Below are 19569 nucleotides of genomic sequence, written 5' to 3'. Positions count from 1 at the left end.
CATCATCACCTTCCTGCCTCAGCGGTTTTATTGCCGAAAATACCCTGTGGCCTTATGAGAAGGATAAAAATAATGGCGATAAATGCAACAGCATCTCTGTATCCGGAGTCTCCATAGGCAACAATCATTGTTTCTGAAAGACCAAGGAGTAATCCTCCAACCATCGCACCCTTTACATTTCCCATTCCTCCTAGAATGATGATGGCTAAACCCTTTAAACCCATGGATAAGCCCATCTGAGGGTTAACAGAGTTAAAGGCCATGCCTACTAGAATTCCAGCAATTCCACCTAGAGCGGATGCCAGTATGACGGTAGTTGTAATGGTTCTCTTCGTATTCACACCTAGTAAACTGGCAGTCTCTAAGTTTTCAGCAGTCGCACGTAATGCCTTTCCAGCTTTCGTTTTAGCGAGCCAGTAGGAAAGTACAACCATCAAGGTAATAGAAATAGCAAAAATTAAAATTTGTACTAAATAAATTGTAATTGAACCAACTTGAATTTGAATTTGTGCAAAAGAATGGCGGAACGGATGATTACCTGCGCCAAATAAATGATGGGAGAGATTCTCCAATAATATGGAAACCCCAATCGTACTGATCAAAGGGGCTAGATGCGAAACTCCCTGTTTACCGCGTAGGGGGCGAAGTGCAATTCTTTCTAACAAGTACCCTAAGATAGCAGTCACAATTACTGCTGAAAGAAAGGCTACCCACAGTGGTAAGCCTAATACGCTTGTTACTAACACTCCTATAAAAGCACCAATCATGAAAATCTCACCATGGGCCATGTTAAGGATACCTAGTACTCCAAAGACAAGCGTAAATCCAAGGGCAACGATCGCATAAATGCTTCCGAGTGTTATTCCGTTAATGATTTGTTCTAAAAGCAAGAAAGCTCACCCTTTCAAAATAAGGTAAGGGCTATGCACCCTTACCTGTATTAGTTAAATTTTGAACTACTCAAACAACTGGAATTCTCCATCCTGGATGATAAGAACTGTAGGATCCATTATTACGTCTCCGTCCTTGTCAAAAGAAATCTTCCCTAGGATGCCTTCTAAATCCTTAATTTCAGCCAGAGCATCACGAAGCGCATCTCTGTCTGCTTCTCCAGCATTTTTTAATGCCTCTGCAATAATATAAAGAGCATCATAGGCCTGTGCAGCGAACTGGTCAGGCTTGTGACCATACGCTTCTTCATATTTTTCTACAAAAGCTTGAACTTTTTCATCTGGTTTATCCGCAAACCAAGGAGTTGCAACAATTAATCCGTTAGATGCTTCTCCGGCAATTTCAATTACTTGAGGGGAGTTGAATCCATTACCTCCAACAAAAGGAACATCAATCCCCATTTTTCTTGCTTGGTCCATGATTACTGCACCCTCATTATATAGAGCGGAAGCCAAGATTAGATCTGGCTGAAGATCTTTAATCTTAGTAAGTTGCGCATTATAATCGGACTGTCCTTTTTGAAAGGTCTCGATTGTTAAAATTTCAATCCCCATATTTTCAGCTTCTGCCTTCATCGTATCGAATCCGGACTGAGTGAATAGATCATCATTTCCATATAGAATAGCAACTTTTTTAGCTCCATATTTGTCTACCGCTTTTTCCAATGCAGCAGGGATTGCTAGGGATTCTGGTATAGAATTACGGAATACATAATCTCCAATCTGAGGAATACCTGCCGCGGTAGTGGAAGTCCCCATAATTGGGATACCATTGAGATCAGCTTCAGGTCCAACAACGTTCATCTCTGTACTTAATGTTGGTCCTATGATTGCAACAATATCGTCCTGACTCATCAATTTTTGACCCACAGATAATGCCTGCTCTTGTTTTCCGACTGAATCTTCAATTGCAAGCTCAATTTTTACATCGCCTTTTTCATTAATTTCTTCTAAAGCTAATTTCAATCCATTTGTGATTGCTTCTCCATAAGCAGCACCAGGACCTGTCATGTATGAGATAACCCCAATTTTTGCTGAAATCGTTCCATTCTCGCCTTTGCTATTTTCTCCACTTGAAGTTGAAGATTCTCCCGTTCCACAAGCTGCCAATAAAACTAACATCATAATGGAAAGCAAAATAGATAGTTTTTTAAAAGTCTTTCCCATTCCCAAACCCCCTAAAGATAATTGTGAAACATATATCTATATTAAAGCCTTTATAAGGATGATGTAAAGTTAATATTTAGAATTGTTATAATAGTAAGAATTTGATTGGTTGGGTTAGAATTCTATAAAACATAGAGAAATTCAAAATTAATAGAGTATGTTAGGGCATAATGAGGATTTAAAAGGTTACTAATAAATAATAATATTTTTAAGTTTTTATCTTGTTTTAGGAAATTTATTAGGGTAAGTAAAAAAATATATACTTTTATTACTATTTAATTTATTATATTTTAATATAACATTCGATTAATATTGAAATATCTGAAATTATGAATAGGGGCGTAATTGATGAGAGAAAAAAAGAAAAGGTCCTGGTTTAAGGTACCGCACACATATACATTAATATTTACTATTATTATAATTGCCGGACTAGCTTCTTATGTAGTACCCGCAGGAGAGTTTGAACGAGTAGAAGATGAAGAATCAGGGAGAACGCTTGTAGTAGATGGAAGTTACAAAGAAATAGAGAGCGATCCAGTGAGCTTTTTTGAGCTGTTTACAGCTATTCCGATGGGTTTAGAAAAAGGCGCACAAATTATTTTCTATATCTTTTTAGTAAGTGGTGTATTTGGAATCATCCATAAAACTGGTGCTATTGAAGCTGGAGTGTATAAAGGAGTACGTGCTTTAGAAGGTAAAGAAAAGCTTCTGATTCCAATGAGTATGATTCTCTTTTCTATAGGAGGATTTACTATGGGGATGGCAGAGGAAGCCATCATTTTTGTCCCAATTGGAATAGCAATAGCTCGAGGAATGGGTTTTGATGCAGTGACAGGTACAGCAATGATTACACTTGGAGCTGCTAGTGGATTTTTTGGAGGTATGTTAAATCCATTTACGGTAGGTGTAGCACAGTCGTTAGCCGATGTACCTTTATTTTCGGGTATTGGCTTTCGTTTCGCTGTATACATATTAGTTTTGGGCTTTGCGATTTGGTATGTGATGCGCTATGCCTTCAAGGTGAAGCGAAACCCTGAACTTAGCGTTATATATGATATTGAACAAAAAGAAGTTAATGCAGATATGAAAAACTTTGCTAAACTGACAGGTAAACACAAGCTAGTTTTTTTGACAATGGCTATTGGAATAGGATTTAATATTTATGGAGTTTTTAACTGGGAATGGTTTATCACTGAGCTGGCAGCCTCGTTTTTAATAATGGGAATTATAGCAGGATTACTAGGTGGTCTAAACACTACACGTATTTTTGACTCTTTTATTGACGGAGCAAAAGCGGTAACATTTGGTGCATTAATTGTTGGATTTGCACGTGCAATTACCGTCGTATTAGAGGAAGGGAAGATTATAGACACTATCGTGTATTATGCTGCAGAAGGTATTGGTAATCTTCCTCAATCAATTAGTGTGATCGGCATGTTATTTATTCAAGCAGTGCTTAACTTATTTATATCCTCTGGTAGTGGTCAGGCAGCAGCTACAATGCCAATAATGATTCCTATAACAGATCTGCTAGGCCTTGAAAGACAAGTGGCGGTATTAGCATTCCAATATGGAGACTCTATTACCAATTCAATTATTCCTACTTCTTCAGCTTTGATGGGTTATTTGGCTGTTGCTGGTATTCCTTATGAACGATGGGTAAAATTTATATGGAAAATGATTCTTGGCTGGGCTATTATTGCATGCTTTGCATTACTAGTGGCTGTTGCCATTGGTATTTCCTAAATGTTCGCTTTGTAAGGTGAATAATCTATTTTAAACTAAGTATATATGAGAGGATTGTCCCTAGGTAGGGGCAATCTTTTTTGCATTTTAAATGTAAGGCATGAAAGGTATTTATAATCAAGCCTAAATTTCAAAAGTGATAAAATAGAGATAAGCGTGTAACACAAATGAAAAGGACACCTGGGAAGGGATTTAGATGATGAATCAATGGATCTCTAAAATAGAATCCATATTTATGTCTGGTCTAACAGATGTAAATTTCGAAGCGAATAGATAATATAGATGAGTTAGTAGGAACAGAAATCGATTCTGAGATACGGAGTATTATGGAAAATGGTAGGGTTAAATCGGTTGAGGGTGAGCCAGATGAAACTACATTGTTTGTCAGGTATCATATTTATGACAACGGACTTATTGTAAAAGAATTTCAAACTAACGAATCAGCCCCAATTCAATATGAAATAGTATCCAAGGTAGAGGAAGCACAGGCGAATAAACCTAAAGACAAAAACTTTTTTGAAGCTACCGCTGACTTTCTATTTATGGATGATTTCCGAACATTAACCGATCCAAATGCGTCTTTTTTGGATAAAGGAATAGCTGCTGCCTCCCTTATCCCTCTTCCTGTAGGAAAAGCAGTAAAAGGTGGCGCAACAGCTGTAAAAGCTATAGACAATGCCGTTGATGCCTCAAAAGCTGCAGATAAGGTGGGAGATGCTTCTAAAATTGTAGATAAGTTACCTCCTATTGAAAATGGACCATATATTAAAAATGGAAAACCACGAGGTAGACCACAATTATCAGGGGACAAAAAAATAGAATTTGAACGGAATGTATATGAAAACAATGTTGGACCTGATGGCATTTTACGTGATCCTAATACGATGGAGGTCCTTGATTGGAAGCCAGGTCTACCAAGAAAAGGTGCAGTAGACTTTGGACATCGACAGGGATATGAGTATCATCCTATGTTTGAAAAATATAGGAATCGTGAAATAACCTTAGAAGAATTGAAAGAGTTCCAGTTTAATCCTGAAAACTTTAGGATAGAGAGTCCTGGAGCAAATAGAAGTCGTAAATTCGAAGGGAAATGATAAGGATATGAAAATTACAAATGTGTTTGATGCAGTACTTAAGGGAACCTTTGAGGATTTTAAAAATTTTTATAACGGAGAGGCAAATCAGATTAATCCGCATAGTAAGTTTAACTTGTTGTCTACCGCAATGCTTAATGATAAGAATCCCGAGGATAAGCTTGCCATTACTAAATATCTATTAAAAGACGGCATAGACGTCTCCTTTACAGACTCTTTGTATAATAGAAATGCTCTCCATACTTTTTTCTTTAACATTATGAAAGGTCCAAAAGATTATATGGAAACGGTTGTTAGACTACTAGTAGAAAATGGTGTGGACGTAAATGCCGTGGACAAATTTAACTCTATACCATTAAAATATGCGATAACAGTCAATAAAAACACTACAGAGGATATGAAGGATATTTATTATTATTTAGTGGAAAAGGGATCCGATGTAAATATAAAGGATACTTTTAATAAATCGATTCTAGACTACGCGAAAGAGTTTCCTTGGAGAAATGACTTCTTGGAAATAGTAAAGGAGTATGAGGATGGATAATAGAAATGATGCATATGGCGGTTTCATGATATCCAAAAACGTATTGAATGGTGTACCCATCCGATATAGCTTTAGAGAACCGAGTACAATTCCTCAATTAAACGGATGGAATATTTTTTCGGAGTTAGACGATGATGAATATGTGAACAATCCTGATAATTTTGTCATTGTGAATGCCGAAACTATCTATTCACTGGCACCTCAGATGCTAGAAATTTTTGAAGCACCATATGGGACAGATTTATTTTGGGTATATGAAGAAAACGTACACATCGGTTTTTATGATTTAGTGGCTGATAAGACAACATCAATTGAGCAAATTCTAGCATAGAGGTAATAAGCTGGCAGTAGAAAACTTACAAGAAATTTTAGAAGCTAAATAAGAGGAGGAAAAGGGTGTCCAACAATGGGCGTCCTTTTCTTTTCGTTTAGAAATGGTAAAGGTATGTACAGGACGCACAAACATTCCTATCATGCTAAAATAGAGCTAACAGAAACATAGAAAGGGTTTTAGATGATGAAAAGTACAATAAACGAAAAGAAAATTAAAGAATTATGTGGCATTACTGCTTATAAAAAGGGTAAGGCTTATTTTCTTGCGGATAAGGTACATCTTCATCCTAGCCCGAACAATCAAAAAGTGATGGAAGCTACTGTGAAGGCTGGAGAAGATTTCATTGTTACTATAAAAGCTGACTCTGCTGGAGAGGTTGTAGCTACTTGTACATGTCCCCCAGTAGGATTCATTTCCACCTATTGTCAGCATATTGCCGCTACCCTCATATCAATCGATGAAAAGCAGCGAATGGATGGATATTTGGCAGAAAGAATGCTGAATCTATTCGAAAAAAAGACATCACCTCCTACAGGTAAGCAATTACATTTTGATGAAAGAAAGATTTTGGAGATGGAGTTTACTTGCTGTTCAGTACCCTTGGATGATGAAGCATATGGATTCGGTATACAGTTAGCTATTGGTCTCGAATCCTTTCATGAAATCAAGCAAGTAGCGAAGTTTTTAAACGAGATGGAAAGAAGAAGGCCTTTCGAATATTCTACAGGCAGCTTCTACTCACCGGAAATTTATAGCTTTTCAAAGGAAACGGATGAGGTACTTCAATTACTGATGAAAAGTCAGCGCTTAAATAGTAAGGCTGATATACAAGAGGATATCTTACTTATCTCGGTATCGGATTGGGAGCGACTCCTACCTTTACTTGTAAAAGCACCAAGGGTCAAGTTTCTGCATAATGATCTATATTATGAAGGTATTCAGCTTGGACAAGAGCTGCCTATTCGTTTTGAATTTGATGAAGCGAAGAAGCCTGATTATCAGTTAAACGTAAAAGGTCTAGATTTAGTGACTGTTTTCCGATCTTACGGCTATGCCTTCTCCAAGGGGGTGCTGTATAAACTTCAGCCAGAGGAAGCAAGCAGACTCGCTGAACTCAAAAGCATGCTGGATCAGTCCGGGAAGCACGAGCTAGTTATTCTTGAGAAGAATATAGACCATTTCATGAAAACAGTCTTGCCGGGCTTGATGAAGCTTGGTCAGGTATATATAGCGGAGCCTATTTCCAAAAGGATGGGTGAGACACCACTCAAGGCCAAGTTATTTTTAGATAGGGTAAAAAATCGACTGCTAGCAGGCTTAGAATTCCATTATGGCCATCTGCTAGTCAATCCCTGTGAAGAAACAGAGGAATCCTTTACTCATTTTCCTGGAGTGCGGCGTCAAAGAGAAAAGGAGCTTGAAATCATGAAGCTCCTATTGGACTGTGGGTTTACCCAAACACCAGGGGGATTTTATTTGATGGATGAGGAAGACGAATATAACTTCCTATACTATGTACTGCCTAACGTGGAAAACTGGGTGCAGGTATATGCTTCTACTGCTGTAAAGATACGAGTTATAAAGGAATATACGGGTCCGAAGATAAGAATTGAGATGAAGGAAAGAACAGAATGGCTAGAGTTTCGGTTCGAGCTGGATGGTATAAAAGAAAAAGAAATTCAGCACCTTATGACAGCCATTGAAGAGAAAAGAAAATTTTATCGAATACCAAATGGCAATTTAGTATCGCTTGAAACACCCGAATTTTTGGATCTCGCAAGATTCATGGAGGATATGGAGGTAAGCAGTGAACATTTCCGAGAAGGAATGAAAGTTCCACTCCTAAAAGGAATGCAAATTGCACAGTCTTTGAGTCATGGAGATTTACTAGAGCCTGGTTTACAATTTGCGAAGCTTCTAAAAAACTTAAACGACCCTGCAAATCTGGAAGAGGATGTGCCAAGAGGGTTAGAAAATGTGCTACGAGATTATCAAAAAGCAGGATACAGATGGTTTAAGCTTATGGCATCCTATGGATTTGGAGGAATACTCGCAGACGATATGGGCCTGGGGAAAACGCTGCAAAGCATTGCTTTTATAGAATCAGTGCTACCTGAGGTTCGGGCACGGAAACAACCAATATTAGTAGTTTCCCCAGCCTCACTTCTTTATAACTGGACAAACGAGTTAGAGAAGTTCGCACCCCATATAGATGCACGAATTATTGACGGTAGTAAGGCGGACAGAAATACAGCATGGCTCACTGCAACAGATGCGGATGTCATTGTTACCTCCTATCCTACATTGAGAATGGATACTGACCGTTATCGGGATATGTTCTTTCATACGGTGTTTTTTGATGAGGCACAAGCATTTAAAAATCCTATGACGAAGACGGCTAGGGCGGTAAAAATGCTGCAGGCCAAGCATCGATTTGCACTTACTGGAACACCGATAGAAAATTCCTTAGACGAGCTATGGTCTATTTTCTACGTAGTATTTCCTGGTCTATTGCCAAACAGAAGAGAATTCAGTGAAATGAGAAGAGAGCATATAGCGAAGCAGGTTCGCCCATTTATATTGCGTCGTATGAAAAAAGATGTTTTAGAAGAGCTGCCTAAGAAAACCGAGATGGTTATCTACTCCGAGCTTCAGGTGGAGCAGAAAAAGCTTTATGCAGCTCATTTGGCAGAGCTAAAGCATGATGCTCTGAAGCATTTGAAGAAAAAAACCTTTCGAAAAAATCGTATCAAGTTTCTAGCGGGACTCACAAGACTTAGACAGTTATGCTGCCACCCAGCCCTATTTGTTGAAGGCTATGAGGGTAGCTCGGCAAAGTATGAACAACTGATGGAGATTCTAGAGGATTGTCGTATGACCGGTAGACGAGTGCTTGTCTTCTCACAGTTTACTCAAATGCTAGCAATCATTCGGAGACAGCTTGTCAAACAGGGTGCACCTTACTTTTATATAGACGGACAAACCCCTCCAGTTGAACGTGTCAGTCTATGCGAACGTTTCAATAACGGTGAGGGTGACTTATTTCTCGTGTCATTAAAGGCAGGGGGTACTGGTCTCAACCTTACTGGAGCAGATACGGTTATCCTGTACGATTTATGGTGGAACCCAGCTGTTGAACAGCAGGCTGCTGACCGCGCCCACCGTATGGGACAAACAAATGAGGTTCAAGTCATTCGACTAGTTGCGAAGGGTACCATTGAAGAGAAAATAACCCAGCTTCAACACAGAAAACAAAGTCTAATCGAGGAAGTTATTCATTCCGAAAAGGATATGCTCATTAGTATGAGCGAAGAAGACATTTTAGAAGTTTTGATAGGAGAGTAACTTTAATAAAACAAGATAAAACACATCATAAATATACAATGTGAGAAGTCTTTAGTAATGATTATTTCATCTGACTTTCCGACATAAGAATTATTTTATATATATATCTATCTCTCATTTCCATTTATCCTAATAAATGGAATACAATATTATCAATAAAATGGATATGGGAGGGAGCTTATGAAGGTATTAGATGTCGATCAATTACAAATAGGGTTAAAAGATAATATTTCTATGCTTGATAGACTTCAAACGGAAACAGAGACTATTCATCAAAATATTAAAGGGTTAGTTGGTATGAACGAAGTACTAAAAGGGCACGGAGGGAATTCCATCCGGGCTTTTTATGAGGAGTGTCACTTACCCTTCCTTGAATTTTTTCAACTTTTTACTACGGAATATAAACGAGTGCTGCAGTCCACCGAGAACGCATTACTTTCACTTGAACCAAGTACCGCAGGACATATGGTTGAAAGATATATGGATGGTGAAATAGAAGAAGGACTCAAGATGATCTCAGATCTTACAAAAAATTTAGTAGAAGCGACAAATAGCATTATAGATCAGGTCTCTGATATTGTTTCGCTACCTCATCTGGATGATAGTGATGTGCAGGATGGAGTTGTAAGATCTAGAACTAAAAAAGATGACACATTAGATAAACTATATGAGTTTGATAATACACAGTATACTGCCTTGTTATCTATTGAAAATGGTATAAGCTTAATGGAAAACTGGGTTACTGATATAGAGGCATTAATGCAAAGTGGACTAACAGATAAAGACTTTCAAAATAATAAATGGAATTTACTATCGGTCAATAGCGAGCTAACAGTTGCATTAGAAACTCAAACGTATCCTATTTTAAGTTGTTCAATTAAAAATGAACATGAAAAGCTGATTGGCACTGAGCTATCGGCAGATACCTTTAATTTAATGAAGGGTAAGCTAGAAAGAACGGTAGAGCGAGAATTATTTGGTGATTTCACTTTAATAAATTATCACGAATATGAAAATGGACTTGTAATTAAAGAATATAGTTTAAAAGGAGACGGCACCATTTATTACGAGATTGTCTCGGAAGTAAAAGAGGAAATATTGTCTCCAAAAGAAGCTTATAAATTAGGGGAAGATGAATATATTGAATATATTTCATCCTTGTCTGACGGGGAAAAGGAATTATTCCTAAGAAAGTTAATGGATGCACAGGTAGAGGAAGAAATGAAATTGACAAAAGGGATATTAGACTTTCTCATTTTAGATGACGTTAAAGCTCTTTTTGGTCAAGATTCTTCTTTATGGGAAAGAGGGCTAGCGGCTGCTGGATTTATACCAGTAGGTAAGTTAACAAAGTTGGGGAAATTAGCTAAACTAGGTGACAATGTTGATGATATCCCTACAAATAAAATAGATGATGTACTTGAGGCTAGAGGAATAAAGATTGTCGATGGTAGAGTAGGTAATAAAATACCAGTAGAGGAATTTCAACATATAAGAGGTGCCTCTATTCATAATCCAGATGCAAGCTCTATGACGCTTGGAAAATATACGCCCTCTGTCAAGAATGGAAAAGAAGACTGGACTAAGCCGGGACCAGATTCTTATATTGCTAGAGCTGGAAATAATTCCACTTACTTTGATTTGGGAGGCGACTGGGGTACAATTCAAAGAAAATATAACTTGTCCGACCAAGAGATGTTTGATTACCTAAATGTACCAGCATTAGATGATGCTGTTGCTAGTGGCAAAGCAATAAGGTTTTCTCACAATCCCAATGACTACAAAGGAAGCTATCTTAACCAGGAGTGGGAATATTTAAAAAAGGAGCATGGCTTTACTGAACTAATTGAAGAAGGAGGAATGTGGTATGCAGAAAGATAATACTGTCACTGCAAAGGACACTGCAAAGATATTTACTAAAGCAATGAGAGAGTATTTCGGAGACCGAGTAGATAATTACTCAATCTATAACTTAACAGATACACCTCATCAAACGTTTTCCATAGATTTTCAAGCATATAAATACTTCATCATTACGTTAACCTATGATAGAGGCAGCTTTGGTTGTGCTATAAACTATGGGAAGTCTAGCATAGGATTAGATAATAGTCAGCAATGGTTCGATAAAGCAGATATGAATGTCTTTTTAAGAGAACTGGAACAACAGCTTGAATTAAGAATACCAGATAAATTCTTAGAATTTAACGGTTGGAAATAATAGAAATAAGGTGTACAAATGAAAAGGATTTAAATACAGTTTTTAAGTATCGGATTGGAAAGAATATTGTTATATTTGGAAAATTGGAAAATAAAGTAGATGCTGTTTCTTCAGCAGCTCTCAGACTGTAGACAAACACCATGAATTTTGGTGTTTTGCCTACAATCTTTTTTCTTTTAAGAGATAAAGCTAGAAATGTTAATCTCCGCTGCGAGCGGACGCTTTCCGCGGGCACGGCTTCAGCCGCTTCCCTCGCTACGCTCAGTCCAGGGTCTTCAGCTCGCGCTATTCCCGCTGGAGTCGCCGCTCTCCGCTCCAATCAACAGTGCTTCCTATTAAAGGAATGAGGGGATGGATAGGATGACCAAGAATCAAACTCAATGAACGCGAACAGTTGGAGATACTGACCATAGAGCAGTTGGTTCCTAAAGACCATCTGGTGCGCAAACTGGATGCGGCAATTGATTTCTCCTTTATCTATCGATTAGTTGAAGATCTTTACTCAACCATTGGGAGACCCAGCATAGATCCTGTAGTACTGATCCAGGTGACATTCATCTATTACACCTTTGGTATCCGTTCCATACGCCAGACAAACAAGGAAATTGAAACGAATGTGGCATACCGTTGGTTTCTAGGATTCGACTTTCATACAGAGGTTCCTCACTTCTCCATGTTAGGTAAAACTATGTCCGACGTTTCGCAGATACTGATCTGTTCGAGCAGATCTTACATACCGATCAACCACAAAGGAAGGATAGTGCACGCATAGTAAGAATCACCAAAAAATGATTCAACGCCACATTTGGCATGACTACCTGGATTTAGCTGAAGACTTGCGACACAACCATTAAAGAAGTATATGGAAAGAGTAAAGAAAAGCATGGTATACGATGGACAACCCTAAAGGAATTAAAAAAATTGTCCATGCAGGCGATGCTGACTTTTGCTGCCTTAAATTCTAAGAAACTAGCCGGTTTGACATGGAAAACCCAACCTGGCGTAATAAGAACCAAAATGATAAGCTGCAACGGACTTTTTCACCGATTTAACCTAGATTAATTGGAAAAGGGTTGGAAATCGAAATGGTTTCCAACCCTTTTGTCTAGACTCTGGCAGATACTCTTTCTTCATTATTTGTTTTTTATTTTTCGGCTTGTTTATGGAATAATTTTCATCTAAAGTATAACTATCGTCTACTGGGAAAGGGGTGAAATAAGATGATAGTCATATTAATAGCAATATGTTTTGTGACTCTTTTAGTTAGTTTAAATAATCCATCTGTAAAGGGATCTATTGGAGAGTGGCAAGTAAAACGTCGTTTAAAGGGGTTAAATGAAGAGGAATATATTGTACTTCATGACCTGTTGCTTCCTTACGAGGAAGGAACCACCCAAATTGATCATGTTGTGTTATCAACGGTAGGTATATTCGTTATTGAGACAAAAAATTATAAGGGATGGATTTATGGTAAAGAGAAGCAAAAATATTGGAAGCAAGTAATTTATAAGAACAAATATAATTTTCTCAATCCAATTATGCAGAACTTTGCTCATCTAACTGCAATACAAACGTTACTAAAAGAAATGTACGATGGACCTTATTATTCAATAATAGCATTTAGTAGTGAAGCTACCTTTAAAAATCTAGAAATAAGTTCTGACCATGTACGAGTCTTATACATATCAGGTCTTTTTAAAACGATAAAATCCTATGAACAGAAAGTAATCCTTCCTTATCGAGTGAAACAGATTGCAAAAATATTAATAAATGCGAATATACAAGGAAAAGAATCAAGAAAAGTCCATGTTCGAGAAATAAAAACCAAACTAAATATGGATATTTGTCCCCGTTGTAAAAGCCAACTTATCACTAGAACAGGTAAATATGGTGATTTTAAAGGTTGTTCTAATTTTCCAAAATGTCGGTATGTGCTAAAGTGATTGGAAATCTAAAGCAAATTATAAATATTAGAGTAAAAAGGGGTAACATATAATAAACTTGATTTAGATTAAGTTTTCTATGGAGGTGTTTCTTTGAAAGAAGGCATTTACGACCTACCTATAAATAAAAACATTTATTCAGAGTTAAAGAAGCTTTCTCCTGAAATGTACGCAATTGACTTAGATAAAATGGATTTCGAAGAGGCAAAAACCTACTTTGCTTCATATATTTCAGAGGTTACTAAAAAAGCTCTCTCATATATCCGGGAAGATGCAAAAGAAGATGAAGAAGCGCTTTTGTTGCAAATTCAAACTTGTAATCAAATTATTCAATTGTTAAATTCAAAATTACACGATGAGGATTTTGTAAATCTACAACTAGATGAAAGAGGAGAAATACTTACTTCCGTATATAAAAAGCTAAACAGTGTACGTACAGTTCGTAAAGAGAAGCCAACTCGACCAATCACTTCAATTTCTCAAAGCTCTCTTTTCACGGGATCTCAATATGAACCTAACATGTTAGAAGAATTAAAAAAAGAGATTGCTTCCTCTGATGAAATTGAATGGATAGTTTCTTTTATTAAATGGTCTGGACTCAGGATCATATTAAATGAACTTAGGGATTTTACTATAGAACGTGGTGGAAGGCTAAGAATTATTACGACTTCGTACATGGAAGCAACAGACTATAAAGCACTTGTGGAGCTTAGTAAATTACCTAATACAGAAGTAAGGGTATCCTTAGATAAGCAACGAACTAGACTTCATGCAAAGGCATATTTATTTAAACGCGATTCTGGCTTTAGTACGGCTTACATCGGTTCTTCCAACTTATCTAATCCAGCATTAACTTCGGGGTTAGAATGGAATTTAAAGATAACCGAAAGGGATTCTTTTGATGTCCTTCGAAAGTTTGGGGCAACCTTTGAAAGTTATTGGAACGATGAGGAATTTAAATCTCTCTTACCTGATGAACACGAAAATTGGGAAATGGTGCAGTACTCATTGTCAAAAGAGACTGTAGCCGAAGAAACCGAACAGTATTATTTTGATATCCAGCCTTATCATTATCAAAAAGAAATATTAGATGAGTTGGAAGTAGAAAGAGTTATTCACGGTCAGATGAAAAATCTCGTAGTGGCTGCGACGGGAGTTGGAAAAACAGTAATATCTGCTTTTGATTTTAAACGATTTCTAAAACAAAAACCTAACGCAAAGTTATTATTTATAGCACATAGAGAAGAAATACTACGACAAAGTTTGGTGACTTTCCGAACGATTTTGAAGGATGCTAACTTTGGTGAAATGTTTGTTGGGAAGCACGAGCCTAAGTCTTTTGATCAATTATTTATGAGTATTCAAAGCTGGAATAGCAAAAAGATGAGTGAAAATACAACTTTTGATTTTTATGATTATATTATTGTTGATGAATTTCATCATGCCACAGCACCCTCGTACAGAGCATTATTAGATTTTTATCAACCAACTATTTTACTTGGTTTAACAGCTACACCTGAACGAATGGATAATGATAGTATTTTAAGCTATTTTAATGATCGAATTGCTGCTGAAATGAGGTTAACAGAAGCAATAAATAGAAAATTATTAAGTCCATTCCATTACTTTTGTGTAACTGATAACGTTGATTTAACTAGTATTAAATGGTCAAGAAAAGGATATGACATAGGAGAACTAACAAATATTTATACTGCAAATCATCGCAGGAGTGATCTAGTTATACAAAGTATAAAAAGGTATGTTACCTCTCTAAATGAAGTAAAAGCGTTAGGGTTTTGCGTGTCAGTAGATCACGCAAAATATATGTCAACATATTTTAATCAAAAAAATATACCTTCCATTTCATTGCATGGTAAATCATCACCTGAGGAACGAGTTGTAGCTCAAAGAAAATTAGTAAGCGGTGAGATAAATTTTATCTTTGTTGTGGATTTATATAATGAAGGAATAGATATTCCAGAAATAAACACGGTATTATTTTTACGTCCAACAGAAAGTCTAACTGTCTTTTTACAGCAACTTGGTAGAGGATTAAGACTAGCGGATGATAAAGAATGTTTAACTGTACTTGATTTTGTTGGACAAGCCCATAAGAATTATCCTTTTGAAGAGAAATTCCGATCGTTAGTAGGGAAAACAAAACATTCTATTCATCATTATATTGAAAATGGTTTTTTCCATTTACCTAAGGGCTCTGTTATCCAAATGGAGAAACAGGCAAAAGAATATATATTAAGAAATATTAAGGAAGCACGAATTAATAAACAAAATCTTATTGCAAAAATTAAACACTTCGAAGCTGATTCTGGAAGACGCCTAACTTTAAAAAACTTTTTACAATATTATCATCTATCATTAGCAGATGTTTATGGGTCACAAAAAAACCGTAGCTTTGAAAGGATGAAGGTAGAGGCGGGGGTTACAAAAGAATATAAAGCGGAATATGAGGATCTTTTGATGAAAAAAATCCATAAACTATTTCATTTGGATTCCTTAGATTTGATAAGTTTTTACAAAAAATATATAGAAAAGACTGATGTTAATACAGAGGAAGAGCAAAGAATGGAAGCAATGTTGTACTATTCATTTTTCTCTAAGCCTCCTAGGGATTTAGGTTTTTCTTCCATAAAGGAAGGACTTCGAGAAATATTAACGAGTCAAGCATTAAAGGACGAAATTCTCCAAGTAATCGAGGTTTGTTTTGAAAATTTAAGATTACTTGAGAAAAAATCTCCGTTCGATTTTGTGTCTCCTCTAAGAGTACATGCACATTATACTATAGACCAAATATTAGCTGCGTTTGGTTACTATAATGAAAAACAAAAGCCTGCTTTTAGAGAAGGAGTTAAGTATTTTGAAGAGGAAAAAACGGATGTTTTTTTCGTTACTTTAAATAAATCCGATAAAGATTTCTCTCCTTCGACTTTATATGAAGACTATGCAATTAATGAACAATTATTTCATTGGCAATCTCAAAGTAGAACCTCAGATACCAGCCCAACAGCAATTAGGCTCTTTAATCATCGGAAAACGAATAATCAGATTTCTATCTTTATAAGGGAATATAGGAATGAAGGACCGTATACCTCACCCTTTATTTTTCTTGGAACAGCTGATTATGTTAAGCATGAGGGTAGTAAACCTGTGAGTATTATTTGGAAATTGCACGAACCAATGCCAGCATACCTTGTATCAAGTGCTAATAAAAATGTTTTATAATATAATTTTCTTTTTGAACTCATTCAGACTGTCAACAAACCCTTATGTAGGGCCTAATTAGCTCCAAAGTGATGTGAATTAAGCAGAAAAGTGCCAACCTAAGAGGATATCTAATCCGTAGGTTGGCACTTTTTTCTTTTTAAATTATCTTGAACACTATCTATATCCACGAGTTACTAGTTGTTGAGGAACTAAATGAAATTAGCTGATCTTCCCTACTAGAATTTTTCTATGTTCATAAAGATAGCTATTTATGTAATAGATCTGGAAATCACTATAATCACTGGCATTATAGTGGAAAAAGGCTAAGATATTGCTACAAAAAGATTCATAATACCACTTTCTGTTTTATTTCAGTTAAAAAATGGATAAATGCTTTTACTTGGGCTAGCTCTAACGTAACATCTCTATAAAATAACCAAGTATTGCGGGTCAGAAAACGATTGTCGTCTATTTTAATAGGTGACACACACAACAGGTCGTTTTCTTGGATACAAATTTCTGGTAAAATGGCATACCCGAGCCCGTTTAGGACTAGCTCCTTGCAAGTATCAATTCTATCAACCTCCATGGAAATCATTGGTGGTTTCGTATAAGTTTCCTGCCACCAATTATCAATGGTATTTTTTAAGGATGGATCTGTTTTGTAATTTACTCTTGGAAGAGAAGGAAGTTCTTTAAAATTTATATTCCTACTAGATGCTATGCAAATTTTTTCTTCTCGTAATAATATTTTATGTTCCTTCCAGCTATAATCTCCTCTTACAATTCCAAGATGTGCCTCTTCTTTTTGCAGCATCTGCTGTATCTCGGTACTCCAGCCTGTTTTCAAATTGATATCAACTTGCGGGTACTCCTTTAAAAAATCTTTTAATAATGAAGGGAGCTCAAATCGGGCAAACAATCCAGAAACGCCCAATCTAAGCGTACCTTTCACTGCTTCATCCATATTAGTAATATGTTCTTTTGTATGGCGAAGCTGATAAATCATTTGATTTGCATATTGAACAAGGTATTCCCCCTTTACGGTAAACTCCACCCCTTTTTTTCTTCGTGAAACAATCTTTGTGCAGAATTCTTTTTCTAATTGTTGGATTCGATACGTTAATGCAGGCTGAGAAATATAGAGACGCTGGGCAGTTCTTGTTATATTTCTTTCATCGTGAAGTGTAGTTAATATATGCCAATCTTTTTCGTCCAAATATAACTAACTCCTCTCTCTTTTAAAAAGAATTTTCAATTTATTCTAACATTAAATGCTATGTAAATCACATATATGGCGCTCTTATAAGATTTTTCTATGAAGAAAAATAGAAAAGTAATATTATTATTTTCTGAATTTTATATTTATTATATTTTTTAAGATTCATTATAACTTATTAGGAGGAATTAGCATGTCTCATACACATAATTATGATGTTGTAGTAGTAGGAGCTGGAAATGCAGCTTTATGTGCAGCAATTGCAGCGAAGGAGGGTGGCGCCAGTGTCCTGGTTTTAGAAAAAGGACCAATAGAAAAACGCGGAGGTAACTCTTATTTTACTGATGGAGCGATTCGAGTTGCCTACAATAATTTAGACGCTATCAGAAAAATAATACCCAAATTGACAGACGATGAGGCAGCAAATATTGTGATGCCAGAGTACACGGAACAAGATTATTATGATGACTTAATGCGAGTAACGAGTGGGAAAAGCGATCCTCAACTAGGTCAACAGCTTGTTTCCAAGTCCTATGACACAATTGCATGGATGCAAAATCAAGGTATTAACTTTGAATTGAACTATGATAATCAATCTTTTCTACAAGACGGCAAACGACATTTTTGGGGAGGTTTGCCGATTAAAACAGAAAACAAAGGCGTTGGATTAATAAAGAAGCTTTTTGAAAGAGCTCAAGAGCTTAGTATTGAGATTTGGTATGATTCCCGTGCTATAAAATTAAATAAAGAAGATGAGCAAATTACAGGTGTTGTTGTGCAAAAAGAAAATGAATCGATTACTGTAAATACATTTGGTGTGATTTTAGCTTGTGGTAGCTTTGAGGCCAATAAGAATTGGAGAAGTGAGCATATTGGGGAAGAATGGGAAGCTGCCATTGTCCGTGGAACTGAATTCAATACAGGTGATGGTATTACGATGGCTTTAGAAGTAGGAGCACAAAAATATGGGGAGTGGGAAGGCTGCCATTCAATTGGTACAGATTATAATGCTCCCAAAGTAGGTGACTTTGCAAAACCCGGCGATATTTTTAAAAAGCACTCTTATCCATATAGCATCATGCTAAATAAAGATGGAAAGCGTTTTGTTGATGAGGGAGCAGATTTACGAAATTATACGTATGCCAAATATGGTCGTGAAATACTGAAGCAACCTGGCCATGTCGCATATCAACTCTATGATGCGCAGGTTAGACCTATGTTAAGGAAAGAATACGATCTGGAAGAAGCTACTTTTTTTCAAGCGGATACTTTAGAAGAACTAGTAAATTTGTTACCAGTGGATAAAAAGCAATTTTTAGATACGGTGAGCGAATACAATCGAGCAGTAGAGGAAGGCGAATACAAGCCAGCGGAGAAGGACGGGAAGGGAACGAAGGGAATTACCCCTCTTAAATCCAATTGGGCACTTCGAATAGAACAAGGTCCGTTCTATGCTTTTCCAGTTACGTGTGGCATCACTTTTTCGTTTGGCGGACTACACGTAGATACGACAGGTCATGTATTAGATGCAAGAGAAGAGCCGATAAATGGACTTTTTGCAGCAGGTGAAATGATTGGTGGAATCTTTTACGAAAACTATCCTGGCGGGTCAGGTTTAATGTCGGGTGCTGTATTTGGGAAGTTGGCAGGAGCATCAGCAGCTAATTATATTAATAGGGAAAGAACAGAATTAGCCAAATAGCATATATTCTCCTCGTGTCTGGAAGCCGAGGAGAATTCATTTAAATAAAAATGTATGCGCTTTCATACTATTCGAAGAGGTGAAG

At 36.6% G+C, this 19569-nt stretch carries 14 protein-coding genes and 1 pseudogene; 11 read left to right on the top strand and 4 right to left on the bottom strand.

The annotated features are described in order from the left end of the window. Nucleotides 1-5 precede the first annotated feature (5 nt). Nucleotides 6-890, bottom strand: coding sequence for a branched-chain amino acid ABC transporter permease (locus D0S48_RS10955; protein WP_144538405.1), 885 nt, complete (start codon nt 888-890; stop codon nt 6-8). Between the two features lie 66 nt (nt 891-956). After that, the gene (locus tag D0S48_RS10950; protein ID WP_151111662.1) at nt 957-2117 is read right to left on the bottom strand and encodes an ABC transporter substrate-binding protein; all 1161 of its coding nucleotides are present in this window, start codon (nt 2115-2117) and stop codon (nt 957-959) included. Nucleotides 2118-2465: 348 nt separating this feature from the next. Here D0S48_RS10950 and D0S48_RS10945 point away from each other — a divergent pair, with 348 nt between their 5' ends. From D0S48_RS10945 to D0S48_RS10915, 7 genes are all read left to right on the top strand, one after another. Further along, nucleotides 2466-3863, top strand: coding sequence for a YfcC family protein (locus D0S48_RS10945; RefSeq protein ID WP_144538407.1), 1398 nt, complete (start codon nt 2466-2468; stop codon nt 3861-3863). A 326-nt stretch (nt 3864-4189) separates the two neighbouring features. After that, nucleotides 4190-4957 (top strand): GH-E family nuclease, encoded by a 768-nt coding sequence (locus tag D0S48_RS20960; protein WP_225216036.1) that lies wholly within the window; start codon nt 4190-4192, stop codon nt 4955-4957. A gap of 7 nt (nt 4958-4964) precedes the next feature. Then, nucleotides 4965-5501 (top strand): ankyrin repeat domain-containing protein, encoded by a 537-nt coding sequence (locus tag D0S48_RS10935; RefSeq protein ID WP_151111660.1) that lies wholly within the window; start codon nt 4965-4967, stop codon nt 5499-5501. Next, nucleotides 5494-5832: a DUF2185 domain-containing protein gene (locus tag D0S48_RS10930; RefSeq protein ID WP_154311869.1), complete on the top strand. Its 339-nt coding sequence runs from the start codon at nt 5494-5496 to the stop codon at nt 5830-5832. Before D0S48_RS10935 ends, D0S48_RS10930 begins: the two co-directional genes overlap by 8 nt. A 186-nt stretch (nt 5833-6018) precedes the next feature. Continuing rightward, nucleotides 6019-9180: a DEAD/DEAH box helicase gene (locus tag D0S48_RS10925; RefSeq protein ID WP_151111656.1), complete on the top strand. Its 3162-nt coding sequence runs from the start codon at nt 6019-6021 to the stop codon at nt 9178-9180. Nucleotides 9181-9360: 180 nt separating this feature from the next. After that, nucleotides 9361-11061 (top strand): LXG domain-containing protein, encoded by a 1701-nt coding sequence (locus D0S48_RS10920; protein ID WP_144538411.1) that lies wholly within the window; start codon nt 9361-9363, stop codon nt 11059-11061. Continuing rightward, entirely contained in the window at nt 11048-11398 is a 351-nt protein-coding gene (locus tag D0S48_RS10915; protein ID WP_225321605.1) for a hypothetical protein, read from the top strand. Before D0S48_RS10920 ends, D0S48_RS10915 begins: the two co-directional genes overlap by 14 nt. On the opposite strand, the gene D0S48_RS20645 is transcribed toward D0S48_RS10915, so the two are convergent. Next, nucleotides 11382-11717 carry a hypothetical protein gene (locus tag D0S48_RS20645; protein ID WP_191963920.1) on the bottom strand — a complete coding sequence of 112 codons (336 nt, stop codon included), beginning with the start codon at nt 11715-11717 and terminating at the stop codon, nt 11382-11384. The genes D0S48_RS10915 and D0S48_RS20645 overlap by 17 nt on opposite strands. Before the next feature lie 51 nt (nt 11718-11768). On the opposite strand from D0S48_RS20645, the pseudogene D0S48_RS20640 reads away from it, so the two are divergent. The 3 genes and pseudogenes from D0S48_RS20640 to D0S48_RS10895 all read left to right on the top strand — a co-directional run. Next, a pseudogene (locus D0S48_RS20640) lies at nt 11769-12127 on the top strand (transposase); the annotation flags it as partial. A gap of 491 nt (nt 12128-12618) precedes the next feature. Further along, nucleotides 12619-13341, top strand: a complete 723-nt coding sequence (locus tag D0S48_RS10900; RefSeq protein WP_144538413.1) for an NERD domain-containing protein — start codon at nt 12619-12621, stop codon at nt 13339-13341. Nucleotides 13342-13434: 93 nt separating this feature from the next. Further along, a complete protein-coding gene (locus tag D0S48_RS10895) occupies nt 13435-16581 on the top strand; it encodes a DEAD/DEAH box helicase (RefSeq protein WP_225215989.1) in 3147 nt (1048 codons plus the stop codon). A gap of 328 nt (nt 16582-16909) precedes the next feature. On the opposite strand, the gene D0S48_RS10890 is transcribed toward D0S48_RS10895, so the two are convergent. Beyond that, nucleotides 16910-17782, bottom strand: a complete 873-nt coding sequence (locus D0S48_RS10890; protein WP_151111652.1) for a LysR family transcriptional regulator — start codon at nt 17780-17782, stop codon at nt 16910-16912. A gap of 193 nt (nt 17783-17975) precedes the next feature. Between D0S48_RS10890 and tcuA the strand changes: the two genes are divergently transcribed. After that, the gene (gene tcuA / locus D0S48_RS10885) at nt 17976-19484 is read left to right on the top strand and encodes an FAD-dependent tricarballylate dehydrogenase TcuA (protein ID WP_144538415.1); all 1509 of its coding nucleotides are present in this window, start codon (nt 17976-17978) and stop codon (nt 19482-19484) included. Nucleotides 19485-19569 lie beyond the last annotated feature (85 nt).

It is taken from the genome of Psychrobacillus sp. AK 1817 (assembly GCF_008807035.1).
GTDB classification, from domain to species: domain Bacteria; phylum Bacillota; class Bacilli; order Bacillales_A; family Planococcaceae; genus Psychrobacillus; species Psychrobacillus faecigallinarum.
The sequence above is the reverse complement of the archived record's forward strand: the minus strand, read 5'-3'. Positions and strand labels throughout refer to the sequence as shown.